Below are 12,372 nucleotides of genomic sequence, written 5' to 3' on the forward strand. Positions count from 1 at the left end.
CTAGGGTGGCTTTTCTTTTGATAAACAAACTCTAGAGTGATCAAGCCAACGTGAACTTTAAATCTCCAAGTTTTTCTACTGAACTTACGATCGTATCACCCTTCTTCAGCCATACCTGCTTGTCCTTTGGCATACCAGCAATAACGCCTTGCGGTGTACCAGTGAAAACAATATCTCCCGGCTCTAATGTCCAGTAAGTGCTGATGTAAGACAACATTTTTTGGGTATTGTGAATAAAGTCGGAAGTATTTGAGTTCTGACGCAACTCACCATTCACCCAAGTCTTTACGTCAAGCTTATTAGGGTCACCCACTAAGTCAGAAGTAACAAAGTAAGGTCCAATTGGTGCGTATTGGTCCAAGGTCTTACCAATCATCCATTGCCCACTTGGCAATTCCAGTTGCAAATCACGTGATGAGAAATCATTTGAGGTGCAATAACCTGCCACATAATCCAAAGCAGCCGATTCGGGAACATTGCGCATCTGCTTGCCGACAACAATCAACAACTCAGTTTCATAATCTAGTTTATAAGAAACCGATGGCGGTGGAATTTGCAATAAACAGTTGTGAGCCGTAAGACTATTGTTGTACTTATTGAATAGCGGCGGTACTCGTGGGCGAGCCATACCAACCTCATCCGCATGCGCACGGTAATTTAAGCCAACGCAAACAATCTTTCCAGGGTTTTTAAACAGGCGCCCGAAAGTAATGTCCGATTCTTTTAAATAAGGCACGCCAGATTTATCAGCGCTTGCTACTACCTTATTAAATCCCGCAGCATTACCCTCTTGCAATAATTGATCCAAGGTAGTCGGTGCTGCAATCTTCATTTTTTTAGCTACGGCACGAATATCGATAACACCTTTTGGGGTAACTACACCCAAGGTTTCTGTTCCATCCGCATTTTGGATCGAGAGAATTTTGCTGTTTTTGACCATTTCACGTGGACCGGTGTAAACCTCCCCTCCCCATACTGAGGTGGGATGTGCTGAAGCCTCTTTCATTACACCCATAGTAGAGGCAGCTACTAAACCGGCCCCAGCAGCTGAAGCAGTCTTCATAAATTGGCGACGTGAACTCATCTATATCTCCTTGTTTTGTTATCTATTTTTTAACTACAACAAGAATACTACCGCACCCTTTTATGCGGTGCCGCAGCAAATATAGATGTCAGCAGGCTTAACCTAGACCTAGATAAATAGCTAAGTGATAGGTAATAAAGGAGGCGATATAGGCCAAGGCAAATAAGTAGCTCAGCATGATGATCGGAATCTTCCAGCCACCCGTCTCGCGCTTTACTGCAGCAATGGTGGACAAACATTGAGGGGCAAATACAAACCAGGCCAATAGAGATAAAGCTGTGGCTAAGGACCAGCCATTGGAGATTAAGGGAATCAGCGCATCAGCTGCGTCGACACTCGAGCTAGATAGCGCATAAACCGTTGCCAGTGAGCTAACCACAACTTCACGGGCTGCCATACCTGGCACTAGAGCAATACTGATCTGCCAGTTAAATCCAATTGGTGAAAACACATGCGCTAAGGCCTGCCCCATCATTCCAGCAAAGCTGTATTGAATCGGTGATCCTGTTGCGCCCTCGGGCGGGAATGGAAAGCTAGATAACACCCACAAACCAATAGTCATCAGCAAAATAATTCCGCCAACATGGCGCAAAAAGATTTCTGCTCTTTGCCACAAGCTAATAGCTAGATTGCCTAAGCGAGGCAAGTGATAGCTTGGCAACTCCATCATGAGCGCGTTCATCCTAAATTGCTCACTCGTAAAGCGCTTCAGAATCCAGGCCACTGCCATCGCCCCCAAAATTCCAGCGAGATAAAGCAAGAATAAAACTAGGCCTTGTAAATCAATGCCCGCCCATAGCTTTTGCTCTGGAATGAATGCTGATATCAATAAGGCATATACCGGTAGACGTGCAGAACAAGTCATCATGGGTGCAATCAGAATCGTCACCATGCGATCACGCGCATTAGAGATGCTTCTGGTGGCCATAATTCCGGGGATGGCACAGGCAAAACTGGAGAGAAGTGGAATGAATGATCTGCCTGATAAGCCGACAGAACCCATCACTCTATCTAGCAAATAAGCAGCCCTTGGAAGATAGCCCGACTCTTCTAGCAAAAGAATAAAGAAGAACAAAATCAGAATTTGCGGCAAGAAAATCACCACGCCACCTAAACCTGCCAAAATTCCATTGATCAATAGACTACGTATCCATCCATTGGGCAATACTTCGACGATCTGATCACCCAGAAAGTCTACTGCGGATTTAATCAGGTCCATGGGTACCGTAGCCCAACTGAACACAGCCTGAAAAATACAAAAGAGTAAGGCCACCAAAATGATGGGGCCAAAAACTGGATGGAGTAATACCGCATCTAAACGATCGCTCAATTGATCGGGAATGATTTGATCTAGCTTGAGGTTTTGCAGAATTCGTTGAACTTGAATATTGTCAGATTCAGTATGGGCAATATGAGAGGCAACATTCTCTAGGGTCGCATCACTAGTACCTGTGCGCAATCCATTGAGATTACGCCAGTCCAGATTCGATAAGAACTGCTTGATTTCATCAGCGCCATCAGACTGAATGCCAATACTAGTGAGCACCGGCAAACCCAATTCACTTGAAAGTGCGGCAGTGTCTATATGCAGGCCTTGACGCTTAGCAATATCAAGCATATTGAGTACTACGATACAAGGCAGCCCCAAGCGCTTTGCAGCAAGTACTAAACGCAAGTTACGACGCAAATTCATGGCGCTCAATACGCAAATCACCAGGTCAGGACGTTTTTCACCTTCAGCTCGACCAAGCAATACGTTGCAGGTCACACGCTCATCTAAGGATCTTGGATACAAGCTATAAGCGCCAGGCAAATCCAGTATGCGAATATTTTTTCCGGACTCGAGCGATAGGCGCCCTTCTTTGCGCTCAACAGTAACGCCTGAATAGTTCGCCACCTTTTGACGACTGCCAGTCAGCAAATTGAATAATGCCGTTTTTCCACAATTGGGATTACCCAATAAAGCTACGAGTGGCTCACTCGAGAAAAAGTGAACTTTAGATTCAGGCATGTGAAATAGCATCGACCGTGATCATGCGGGCTTCGGCTTGACGCAATGCGAATGTGGAAGCTCCGACGCGAACCATATATGGACCTTTACCAAGCAAACCTTTGCGCAGAAGAGTCACCTGTTCACCAGGTAAAAATCCAATATCTTCTAGCTGCCCTTTAATTTGAGGGGCACCCTTAGGCGCGTTAACCGCGCTCACTCGGTAAAGAACTTCCAAATCAACCTGGTCCAAATGCATGGAGGATTGTCACTTTTATCAATAAATAGGAACGATTCTCATTATATACCTTATACTTGAGAATGGTTCTCATTTATATATACACTCATTTATGAAAAATACTTATACAAAACAGTTACTTATCAGCATTTTCTTGTTGTTAAATTTGACAAATATTGCCTATGGAGCAAGCAACGATATCCAGATTTCAATTAAAAATGGGCGATTTTTACCATCAGAGATTGATATCCCCGCCGATACCAAAGTAAAACTCACGATTGAAAACCTGGATGACACTCCAGAGGAATTTGAAAGCTACGACCTCAACAGAGAGGTATTAATCAAAGCCAAAAGCAAAGCCTCTTTCTACATCGGACCCTTAAGTCCTGGTGTCTATAAATTTGAAGGCGAATTTAGTCCGGAAACTGCTCAAGGTGTGGTGAGGGTTAAATGATGATGAGAAACAATTTAATGCAAGGCTTGTGTTGCCTGGCCCTTCTCTCTGCAAGCCCCTTGGTTCATGCTGGTGAATACTTAAGCGGGCCAGCAGATTACATCTACACCCCAAGAGTGGAAGAAGGTGAAAGAGAGATAGACACGAAGTTTGGAACCCAGACTCCCAGAAGCGGTGAAGACAATAGACAATCAGGCGCTTCTATTGGTTTCGGGTATGGCGTGAACTCCTGGTGGTTCACTGAGATTTATGGAAAAGCTATTTGGGATGGCACCAACTCTCAATTTGATGCAGTGGAATGGGAGAACAAATTTCAACTAACGGAGACTGGAAAATACCCAGTGGACATCGGCTTCTTGCTTGAGTTGGAGCGTCCTCAAAATCGTAATGAAGGCTATGAAGCCAAGTACGGCTTCTTATTTCAAAGCGAATGGAAAAAGTGGGTCGCCAATCTCAACGTCTTGATGCAAGGACATTACACGGGCACCGAAAATCAGGGGACCTATTTCGGCTACCAGGGCCAGGTGAAGTACCGCCTTCAACCAGAGCTGGAGCTTGGAGCTCAGATTTACTCTTGGCTAGGACAGGTCAATAGCTGGAACACCAATGAACAACAACAATCTAGTGCGGGGCCAGCCATTTTTGGAAAAACTAAACTGGGCCGCAAGGAAGCCTTGAAATACAACGTAGCCTACCTTTGGGGAACTACCACGGCATCACCAAAAAACACCATCAGAATGCAGGTGGAGTACGAATTTTAAGAACATGAGCTCAATCTCTGCTATGTTCTTACTAAATACAACCTTTTACCCACTCCGCTTAGTCTCTTATGTACCTACCAAAACATTTTTTAGTTGAAGATCAAGCGGTATTAGCCCAGCTTATTTCTGAATATCCTTTGGCGACTATTGTTGCGAATCTGGATGGCCATTTTGAAATCAACCACCTACCACTCATGTTGAGCGCCGACAAAACCAAGCTTTACGGACATGTCGCCAGAATGAATCCACTCGTTAAAGTTGCGAGCAGTAACAAGACATCTGTTACAGCAATCTTTAATGGGCCAAATGCATATGTGACCCCATCTTGGTATCCATCAAAACAAGAGAGTGGAAAAGTGGTGCCTACGTGGAACTATGCTGCGGTTCATGCAGAAGGTAGCATTAAGTTGATTGAGGATGCACAGTGGCTAAGAAGTCATGTATCACAAATGACCAATATTCACGAACCAACCTATCAATCTAACTGGAAGTTAGACGATGCTCCAGAAGAGTACGTACAAATGATGCTCAAGGCCATTATTGGTATCGAGATTGAGATCAGTAGCTTGGTTGGTAAATTCAAGCTAAGCCAGAACCGGCCGGCCGAAGACTATGAAGCAGTAGTAGAGCAACTAGCGAAGTCGCCGCAAGAAGCTTTACAAGAGATGCTGAAGTACATGAGAGCACCCAAGTAATTAGCTACTAAGGCGTGGTGTATCCATATTTTTGCAGAATGGATTTGGCCTGAGGCCCCTGCATAAAGCGATACAAATCCACCGACTCTTGAGGTGCACCCTTGATTAATACCATGCGCTGTTTAATGGGTTCATATAATTTTGCATCAACCAATAAGAAGCTCGTTTGTTTCATCACCTCAGGCGACTTCGCCAAAGAAAGTGCAGTAAAACCAATATCCGCAGCGCCACTCACTACATAAGTTGTAGCGGCCCCAATATTGTCCGCATAAACAAGCTTATCTTTAGCGAGATCCCAAAGCCCCTCTGCCTTTAAATACTGAACCGCGGCTCTACCGTAGGGTGCAAGCTCAGGCTTTGCGATCGCTACCTTATTCGCCTTACCAATAGCCTTAGCTATATCTACTTTGCTATCAAGCAAACGAATGCCAGATGAATTTTTAGTGATGATGGCTAACTTACCAATGGCATAAATTTCTCCATCATCCGTTGTTTTGCCATTTCTAAAAAGCTCGAGCGGAAATTGCTCATCAGCAGCAATGAATAAATTGAATGGCGCCCCATTCATAATTTGTGTGGCGAAGTTACCCGATGAGCCATAGACCACCTTTATCTCTGGCTTACCACCAGCCTTAAAGGCAATCGCAATCTCGTTAAATGCATCTTTCATATTGGCAGCCACGGCAATAGTGGATATCTGCGCAAAGGCAGTACCAATGGAAAATAAGAATGCCGAAACTAAAGCCAGTAGGCGCATGGTGCTCATGAAATCCATTCTAGCGGAAGCAAATGTGATTGAGCAATTAAAATGCCTATATGCGATGATGCAAATTAACCAAATCTATTTCGAAGTGTATGAGAAAATTACTGAACTCCTTAGCCATTAGCATCTTATTTTCTGCCTGTTTGCAGGGCTCCATAGCATCTGCTCAAGAAAAAAGCATTGTGGTCTCCTCCACTACCTCCACTGAGCAATCTGGCCTGTTCAATTACATGCTCCCCATCTTTAAGATGAAGACTGGTATTGAGGTTAAGGTTGTGGCTGTTGGAACCGGTCAAGCATTAGATATTGGCCGCCGCGGTGATGCAGATCTGGTGTTTGTTCATGACAAACCTGCTGAAGAGAAGTTTGTGGAAGAAGGTTTTTCTACTAAGCGTTACGAAGTGATGTACAACGATTTCGTGCTCATTGGACCTAAAGCAGATCCAGCAAAAATTGCTGGTGGTAAGGATATTCAAGTGGCACTCCAAAAAATTGCTATTGCGCAAGCTCCCTTTGTGTCACGTGCAGATAAAAGCGGTACACATGCTGCAGAACTTCGTTACTGGAAAGGTGCGGGCATCACCCCTTCTTCCAGTCAGTCTTGGTACAAAGAAACAGGCTCAGGTATGGGCCCTGCCCTCAATACCGCCTCCGCTATGAATGGCTATATATTGGCTGACCGTGGCACCTGGCTCAGCTTTAAGAATCGTGGCGATCTAGTCATCCTTGTGCAAGGCGATCCAAAGCTATTTAACCAATACGGTGTGATGTTAGTTAATCCAGCCAAGTTCCCTCATGTGAAAAAAGTACAGGGTCAAGAATTTATTGATTGGCTCATCTCTAAAAATGGGCAGGACGTCATTGCTAGCTACAAGATTGATGGCGAGCAGCTCTTCTTTCCAAACGCTAAAAAATAATCTAGTCCCATCAAGCAAAAAGCCCGCAGATGCGGGCTTTTTTACAACTAGCGTACAGCCTAGTTATTTACTGCTTATTCATACTTACTTCTTAGGTGTTACGAAACCAATAGCTGTGTCGTCAACAAACTCAACCATCACGTCATCACCAGCTTTGAACTTCTCAAGACCAAGAACAGATGGATCTACTTTTACTTTTTGCTTCTCGCCACTTGGCAATGTGAAGCTCACAATACGTGTCTTTTGATCAATGGTTGAGATCTTTACAGTTGCATAAACAGTTTCAGTTGTCTCTTCAAATGGCTTAGTAGCGCCTTTGCCAGCGATCACTACAGAGCGAACGCCTGAAACACCTGGTTTTTGATCTTTACCAACAGCAGTTAAGCCAACAGCAACTGCCTGCGCATGCTCAACCAAGAACACGTCGCCCTTTTTAACTTTATCTAAATCATTTACTGACTTAGCGACGTTCATCTGCGCCAAATTGCCGTTAGCATCTTTCAATACAACGATACGCTTCTTTGCATCTACTGAATCAACGGTTGCGCTCAAAACGACAACATCAGCAGCTAAAGGCAACATCTTTGCAGGAAGCTGTGCAAAAACAGAGCTTGCAAAGGTCACACCTACTACGGCAAACAAACCGGCTAATAAAGATTTCTTCAAGATAACTCCTAGTTGAGTAAAAGGTTACGGATGGGCCCAATACAGAGCCACAATTCATTGTAACCATGGAATGGGGCGCTTTTTGTACGGTTTCGAACCATGCTTATATTCACGTTTATTTGGTAAATTGGGTGGGAATTAGCGCTTGGAGGCATTTGGAATCTTGGAAATATTAATAAAACCCTGGAAAGAGGCTGAAGTAGAGGCCTTTTTGGTGCGCCAGGAGGTATTCGTAAGGGAGCAAAAGGTCCCAGCCGAGCTCGAATTGGACGAATTTGACCCCTTTGCAGCACATGCCCTAGCCTATCTAGAAGCATGTTGTATTGGCACTGGAAGACTGGTAGATCTAGGCGGTGGGATATCTCAAATTGGACGCATGGCCATCTTGGCCCAATTCAGAAATCAGGGCATAGGGCTGCAAATTCTAGAGAAATTGACTGACTTAGCAAAAAGCCAAGGGGCAAAATCGATTGTGTTGCACTCCCAAGTGGTTGCCATCCCCTTCTATGAAAAGCTAGGCTTTAAACCAGAAGGCCCCATATATGATGAGGCAGGTATGCCCCACCGTAATATGATTCTTATATTGCCAAACTAGCTTACCAATCGATGACAACTATCCACAATCCAAACCCTGCCGTATTTACTTATACCCATCGAGTCTGCTACTCAGATACAGATGCAGCAGGTTTTGTCTATCACGGACGTTATCTCGAGATTTTTGAACGTAGTCGCGCAGAATGGCTTGCCCAAAAAGGCTTAAGCCCTACCAAACTCGAGAATGAATTTAATATGGTGATGCCGTTGCGCGAACTCACAATGAACTTCTATAAACCAGGGCGTCTAGATGACTTGCTTTACATAGATCAAGTGATTGAACATCGCGGACGCACTCAGGTGAGTGTTAAACAGACTGCGCAAAGAAAGCTCCCTGATAGCGAAGAATTCCAAGTTATTGCAAGCGCCGTGCTACATATCGTTTGCGTTGATACCAACACACTTAAGCCTAAGGCATGGCCTGATTGTGTATTCCAAGACGAGTAATGCAAGTAATGGAGCAAAAAATGTCTGATGGTAAATTACTGACCTTCGTTAAAGAGCTTAGCTTGCTGCTTGAACAAAAGCCAAGTGAAGAGATCGTCTTTACTGAAGGCAAGAAAATACTAGAGAAACTGATTGCAGTAGATGATTGGCTGCCAGAAGAGTTCACTAAACCGCACCCGCAGCACTACCAGCAATATCTTCTCTATGCAGACCCATTGGATCGATTCTCTGTGGTGAGTTTCGTGTGGGGTCCGGGGCAAAAAACACCACTACACAATCACACCGTTTGGGGAATGATTGGTCAATTACGTGGTGAAGAAACGGGCACCCCCTACTATCGCCAAGCAGATTCCAGTTTCAAGGCAGGCAATGCATGTGTCAGCCTGCCTGGGAACGTTGATACCGTATCACCCGATACGCATGACATTCATGTGGTCGAGAATAGTTTGAGCGACAAAACCTCAATCAGCATTCACGTGTATGGTGGCAATATCGGCCGCATTCATCGCTCGGTATTTGATCCTGCAACTGGTGCAGAAAAGTCATTTGTATCCGGTTATGTGAATAGGGTCGTACCAAACCTCTGGAATCCAGCGTAATTCTCTAATTACCTGGCTTTTGGGGTTGATGACTTAAAATAGAGGCTCTTACTGCAAACGCTCTAGCGTGGCAGCTCACCCCATTGGCCGGGATAGTCGTTTAATTGAATACGGGTCAATACTTTATTGGTCCCTATGTTATTTACAGATCTTGGTTTATCAGAACCCATTCTTCGTGCTATTGCTGAAGAAGGCTACACCAGCCCTACCCCAATTCAAGCAAAATCGATTCCTGCCGTTTTAAAAGGCGGCGATCTTTTAGCTGCCGCACAAACCGGCACAGGAAAAACGGCTGGCTTCACGCTTCCAATTCTGCAACATTTAAGCAGCACCCCTAAATCTAGTGGCAAAAGATTATTACGAGTTTTGATCTTGACCCCTACTCGTGAGTTAGCTGCTCAAGTCCAAGAGTCTGTTGTCACTTATGGAAAATATACTGGCTTAAAATCCACTGTGATTTTTGGCGGAGTTGGCGCTAATCCGCAAATCAAAGCCATTGCTGGCGGTCTCGATATATTGGTAGCTACGCCAGGTCGACTACTTGACCTCATGTCACAAAATTGCGCATCACTAAACGACATTGAGATTTTGGTTTTAGATGAAGCTGATCGCATGCTCGATATGGGCTTCTTACGAGATATTAAAAAGATCTTGGCCGCCTTACCTAAGAAGCGTCAGAATCTTTTGTTCTCGGCAACCTTCTCTACCGAAATTAAACAATTAGCAGACGGCTTGCTCAATTCGCCTGAGTTGATTGAGGTGGCTCGTAGTAATAGCACCAACGAAGCAATTGCCCAGTTGATTCATCCGGTTGATAGAACAAATAAGCACCCTTTATTGGCGCACCTCATCAAGAGTAACGATTGGAAGCAGGTACTGGTTTTTACCCGTACTAAGCATGGTGCGAATAAGTTAGTAACCCAATTAGAAAAAGATGGCATTACGAGTATGGCCATTCATGGCAATAAAAGCCAAAGCGCTCGTACCAAAGCATTGGCTGATTTCAAGGCAGGTAAGTTAACCGCATTGGTTGCTACCGATATTGCTGCACGTGGCATCGATATTGACCAGCTCCCTCATGTAGTGAACTACGACCTTCCAAATGTTTCTGAAGATTACGTACATCGCATTGGACGTACCGGTCGCGCAGGATCAAATGGCGTAGCAGTTTCCCTAGTGTGCGTTGATGAACATCAAATGCTCAGGGATATTGAAAAACTCATTAAACAAAAGTTACCACAAGAGGTGATTGCCGGCTTTGAACCAGATCCAAATGCCGTGGCGCAACCGATTCAGCTGCGCAGTCAGCAACACCAGCAATCTCGCAAGCCAAGGCCCGCTGGGACAACTGGAGCTCCAGCAAGGAAGGCTCCTGCCAAGCGCAGTAGCTCACCTAAAAGAAGTTTTAATCGTTAATTAATTCTTTAAAATACTAAGCTTATTTTTTATAACTACCCCACTAATCTAATATGACTACATCACGCCGCTCAGCCATCAAAACCATTGTTGGCGCATTAGCATTACCAACCCTCAGCCCAATTGCTTCTGTATTTGCTCAATCTTCACTCGAGTGGACTACATACGAGATCGTGACTGAAGTCAATTTAGAGTCACCTAAGGGCATCGCACAGAGTTGGGTTCCATTACCCCTCATTTTGGATACGGATTATTTCCGCACTATCGCCATCCGCTCAGAAGCGAGCGATCCTAAAGCGACAACCCAAATGTATGAGACGCCGGATAAGCAAGCGCGCATGGTTTGGACTAAATGGGACGCTGCAGCAACCACTCATAGCGTCAAAGTTTCTATCTTGGTAAGCACTCGTAATCGCAACCTAGAACTCTCAGCGCCAGATCCAGCACTCAAGCTCTCCAAAGCTGACCAACGCTTTTGGACTCGCCCTACTAAATACCTCCCTACCGATGGCATTGTGAAAACTAAAGCGCAAGAGGCGCTTGCCAAATTGCCAGCCAACGCTAGTGATGTTGATAAAGCCAAAGCAATCTATAACTGGGTGGTGGATAACACCCATCGTGACCCAAAAACACGTGGTTGCGGTCAAGGCGATGTCAAGCTCATGCTCGAAACCAATAACCTTGGCGGCAAATGCGCTGATATCAACGCCGTTTTTGTAGCGCTAGCGCGTTCAGCCGGTTTACCAGCGCGTGATGTCTATGGCATTCGCATTGCCGATTCTGCGCGCGGCTACAAGAGCTTAGGTAAGTCAGGTGATATTACTAAAGCACAACATTGCCGTGCTGAGTTTTATGCATCAGGTTATGGTTGGGTGCCGGTTGATCCAGCCGACGTTCGCAAGGTAATCCTTGAGGAAACTGGTGGTCTAGCTGTGACTGATCCAAAAGTGATCGCCATTCGTGATTATCTCTTTGGTAATTGGGAAATGAACTGGATGGCCTATAACTATGACCATGACATCACATTGCCAGGCTCCAAGCTCGGCAGTAAAGCTGATATTCCATTCTTAATGTATCCACAAGCTGAAAATAACGAAGGTCGCTTTGATTCTCTTGACCCGGATAACTTTAAGTACAAAATTACCAGCAGACGTATTGCCTAACGTTTCATTAAGAAATTTGATGAAGTTATTTATGTATAAGCCAGCCCGAGAATTTTCTCTTGTGCTGGCATTTTCTTTTCTGACCTTATTTAGCCTTTCAGCTAGAGCAGAGTGGCGTGCGCCAGCTCAGTTGGGTCTGTTATCAACAGCCCCATCTCTACAGCTAAATAATCTCTCTGGTAAATCAGTAGATCTATCCAGCCTCAAGGGTAAGGTTGTTGTGGTGAACTTTTGGGCTAGCTGGTGCGAACCTTGCCGCGAAGAATTTGAAGAGCTTATTCAGCTACAGGAAAACTACAGCTCCAAAGGACTTATAGTTTTGGCAGTGAATCTTGCTGAAATGAAGCCGCGTGTCATGCAGTTTTTAAAAGGTAATGGTCTCCCTGAAAACAGTCTTGAAATCCTACTTGATCGCAATAGCACCGCCTACAAGTCCTGGAAAGCCCGTGGATTACCAACCACTTTTCTTGTTAGCAAAAGCGGCAAAATTGAAGGAGTTTGGATTGGTGCTATCGAGAATGTTGATAGCAACGAGGTCAAGGGGAGAATAGAATCTCTGCTACGCCAATAAACAGACTCCGTTCT

Annotated in this window: 15 protein-coding genes; 10 read left to right on the forward strand and 5 right to left on the reverse strand. The window is 44.9% G+C overall.

The genetic code is table 11. From position 1 onward, the window contains the following. Positions 1-40: 40 nt before the first annotated feature. From AOC28_RS05245 to AOC28_RS05255, 3 genes are all read right to left on the reverse strand, one after another. Positions 41-1,084, reverse strand: a complete 1,044-nt coding sequence (locus AOC28_RS05245; RefSeq protein ID WP_072582924.1) for a fumarylacetoacetate hydrolase family protein — start codon at positions 1,082-1,084, stop codon at positions 41-43. 97 nt (positions 1,085-1,181) lie between these two features. Then, on the reverse strand, positions 1,182-3,095 hold the full coding sequence (locus AOC28_RS05250) for a ferrous iron transporter B (protein ID WP_072582925.1): 1,914 nt from the start codon (positions 3,093-3,095) through the stop codon (positions 1,182-1,184). Then, positions 3,088-3,333, reverse strand: coding sequence for a FeoA family protein (locus AOC28_RS05255; RefSeq protein ID WP_072582926.1), 246 nt, complete (start codon positions 3,331-3,333; stop codon positions 3,088-3,090). Before AOC28_RS05255 ends, AOC28_RS05250 begins: the two co-directional genes overlap by 8 nt. A 91-nt stretch (positions 3,334-3,424) precedes the next feature. Here AOC28_RS05255 and AOC28_RS05260 point away from each other — a divergent pair, with 91 nt between their 5' ends. The 3 genes from AOC28_RS05260 (at position 3,425) to AOC28_RS05270 (ending at position 5,222) form a co-directional block, all read left to right on the forward strand. Next, positions 3,425-3,766 carry a cupredoxin domain-containing protein gene (locus AOC28_RS05260; RefSeq protein ID WP_072582927.1) on the forward strand — a complete coding sequence of 114 codons (342 nt, stop codon included), beginning with the start codon at positions 3,425-3,427 and terminating at the stop codon, positions 3,764-3,766. Beyond that, a complete protein-coding gene (locus AOC28_RS05265) occupies positions 3,763-4,527 on the forward strand; it encodes a hypothetical protein (protein ID WP_202816827.1) in 765 nt (254 codons plus the stop codon). Before AOC28_RS05260 ends, AOC28_RS05265 begins: the two co-directional genes overlap by 4 nt. A 68-nt stretch (positions 4,528-4,595) precedes the next feature. Continuing rightward, positions 4,596-5,222 (forward strand): FMN-binding negative transcriptional regulator, encoded by a 627-nt coding sequence (locus tag AOC28_RS05270; protein WP_072582928.1) that lies wholly within the window; start codon positions 4,596-4,598, stop codon positions 5,220-5,222. 7 nt (positions 5,223-5,229) lie between these two features. Here AOC28_RS05270 and modA read toward each other — a convergent pair whose 3' ends face one another. Then, positions 5,230-5,988, reverse strand: coding sequence for a molybdate ABC transporter substrate-binding protein (modA, locus tag AOC28_RS05275; protein WP_072583175.1), 759 nt, complete (start codon positions 5,986-5,988; stop codon positions 5,230-5,232). A gap of 89 nt (positions 5,989-6,077) precedes the next feature. Here modA and AOC28_RS05280 point away from each other — a divergent pair, with 89 nt between their 5' ends. Next, the gene (locus AOC28_RS05280) at positions 6,078-6,902 is read left to right on the forward strand and encodes a substrate-binding domain-containing protein (protein WP_072582929.1); all 825 of its coding nucleotides are present in this window, start codon (positions 6,078-6,080) and stop codon (positions 6,900-6,902) included. An 84-nt stretch (positions 6,903-6,986) separates the two neighbouring features. On the opposite strand, the gene AOC28_RS05285 is transcribed toward AOC28_RS05280, so the two are convergent. Next, complete coding sequence (locus AOC28_RS05285) at positions 6,987-7,568, reverse strand: hypothetical protein (protein ID WP_072582930.1); 582 nt, start codon at positions 7,566-7,568, stop codon at positions 6,987-6,989. A gap of 163 nt (positions 7,569-7,731) precedes the next feature. Here AOC28_RS05285 and AOC28_RS05290 point away from each other — a divergent pair, with 163 nt between their 5' ends. The 6 genes from AOC28_RS05290 to AOC28_RS05315 all read left to right on the forward strand — a co-directional run bounded on the left by AOC28_RS05290 (position 7,732) and on the right by AOC28_RS05315 (position 12,358). Beyond that, on the forward strand, positions 7,732-8,163 hold the full coding sequence (locus AOC28_RS05290) for a GNAT family N-acetyltransferase (RefSeq protein WP_237767745.1): 432 nt from the start codon (positions 7,732-7,734) through the stop codon (positions 8,161-8,163). A gap of 11 nt (positions 8,164-8,174) precedes the next feature. Continuing rightward, a complete protein-coding gene (locus AOC28_RS05295; RefSeq protein WP_072582931.1) occupies positions 8,175-8,609 on the forward strand; it encodes a YbgC/FadM family acyl-CoA thioesterase in 435 nt (144 codons plus the stop codon). A 20-nt stretch (positions 8,610-8,629) separates the two neighbouring features. After that, positions 8,630-9,208 carry a hypothetical protein gene (locus tag AOC28_RS05300; protein ID WP_072583177.1) on the forward strand — a complete coding sequence of 193 codons (579 nt, stop codon included), beginning with the start codon at positions 8,630-8,632 and terminating at the stop codon, positions 9,206-9,208. Between the two features lie 135 nt (positions 9,209-9,343). After that, positions 9,344-10,624, forward strand: a complete 1,281-nt coding sequence (locus tag AOC28_RS05305) for a DEAD/DEAH box helicase (protein ID WP_072582932.1) — start codon at positions 9,344-9,346, stop codon at positions 10,622-10,624. Positions 10,625-10,677: 53 nt separating this feature from the next. Further along, positions 10,678-11,787 (forward strand): transglutaminase-like domain-containing protein, encoded by a 1,110-nt coding sequence (locus AOC28_RS05310; protein WP_072582933.1) that lies wholly within the window; start codon positions 10,678-10,680, stop codon positions 11,785-11,787. A gap of 19 nt (positions 11,788-11,806) precedes the next feature. Next, complete coding sequence (locus AOC28_RS05315; RefSeq protein ID WP_083564239.1) at positions 11,807-12,358, forward strand: TlpA disulfide reductase family protein; 552 nt, start codon at positions 11,807-11,809, stop codon at positions 12,356-12,358. Positions 12,359-12,372 lie beyond the last annotated feature (14 nt).

Origin of the sequence: Polynucleobacter sp. MWH-Adler-W8, from assembly GCF_001889925.1 — a bacterium.
Taxonomy (GTDB): domain Bacteria; phylum Pseudomonadota; class Gammaproteobacteria; order Burkholderiales; family Burkholderiaceae; genus Polynucleobacter.

Excerpts from the sequence above, each read along its gene's own strand:
- AOC28_RS05245 (WP_072582924.1), bottom strand. The coding sequence starts at position 1,084 with ATGAGTTCACGTCGCCAATTTATGAAGACTGCTTCAGCTGCTGGGGCC.
- AOC28_RS05250 (WP_072582925.1), bottom strand. The coding sequence starts at position 3,095 with ATGCCTGAATCTAAAGTTCACTTTTTCTCGAGTGAGCCACTCGTAGCT.
- AOC28_RS05255 (WP_072582926.1), bottom strand. The coding sequence starts at position 3,333 with ATGCATTTGGACCAGGTTGATTTGGAAGTTCTTTACCGAGTGAGCGCG.
- AOC28_RS05260 (WP_072582927.1), top strand. The coding sequence starts at position 3,425 with ATGAAAAATACTTATACAAAACAGTTACTTATCAGCATTTTCTTGTTG.
- AOC28_RS05265 (WP_202816827.1), top strand. The coding sequence starts at position 3,763 with ATGATGATGAGAAACAATTTAATGCAAGGCTTGTGTTGCCTGGCCCTT.
- AOC28_RS05270 (WP_072582928.1), top strand. The coding sequence starts at position 4,596 with ATGTACCTACCAAAACATTTTTTAGTTGAAGATCAAGCGGTATTAGCC.
- modA (WP_072583175.1), bottom strand. The coding sequence starts at position 5,988 with ATGAGCACCATGCGCCTACTGGCTTTAGTTTCGGCATTCTTATTTTCC.
- AOC28_RS05280 (WP_072582929.1), top strand. The coding sequence starts at position 6,078 with ATGAGAAAATTACTGAACTCCTTAGCCATTAGCATCTTATTTTCTGCC.
- AOC28_RS05295 (WP_072582931.1), top strand. The coding sequence starts at position 8,175 with ATGACAACTATCCACAATCCAAACCCTGCCGTATTTACTTATACCCAT.
- AOC28_RS05300 (WP_072583177.1), top strand. The coding sequence starts at position 8,630 with ATGTCTGATGGTAAATTACTGACCTTCGTTAAAGAGCTTAGCTTGCTG.
- AOC28_RS05305 (WP_072582932.1), top strand. The coding sequence starts at position 9,344 with ATGTTATTTACAGATCTTGGTTTATCAGAACCCATTCTTCGTGCTATT.
- AOC28_RS05310 (WP_072582933.1), top strand. The coding sequence starts at position 10,678 with ATGACTACATCACGCCGCTCAGCCATCAAAACCATTGTTGGCGCATTA.
- AOC28_RS05315 (WP_083564239.1), top strand. The coding sequence starts at position 11,807 with ATGAAGTTATTTATGTATAAGCCAGCCCGAGAATTTTCTCTTGTGCTG.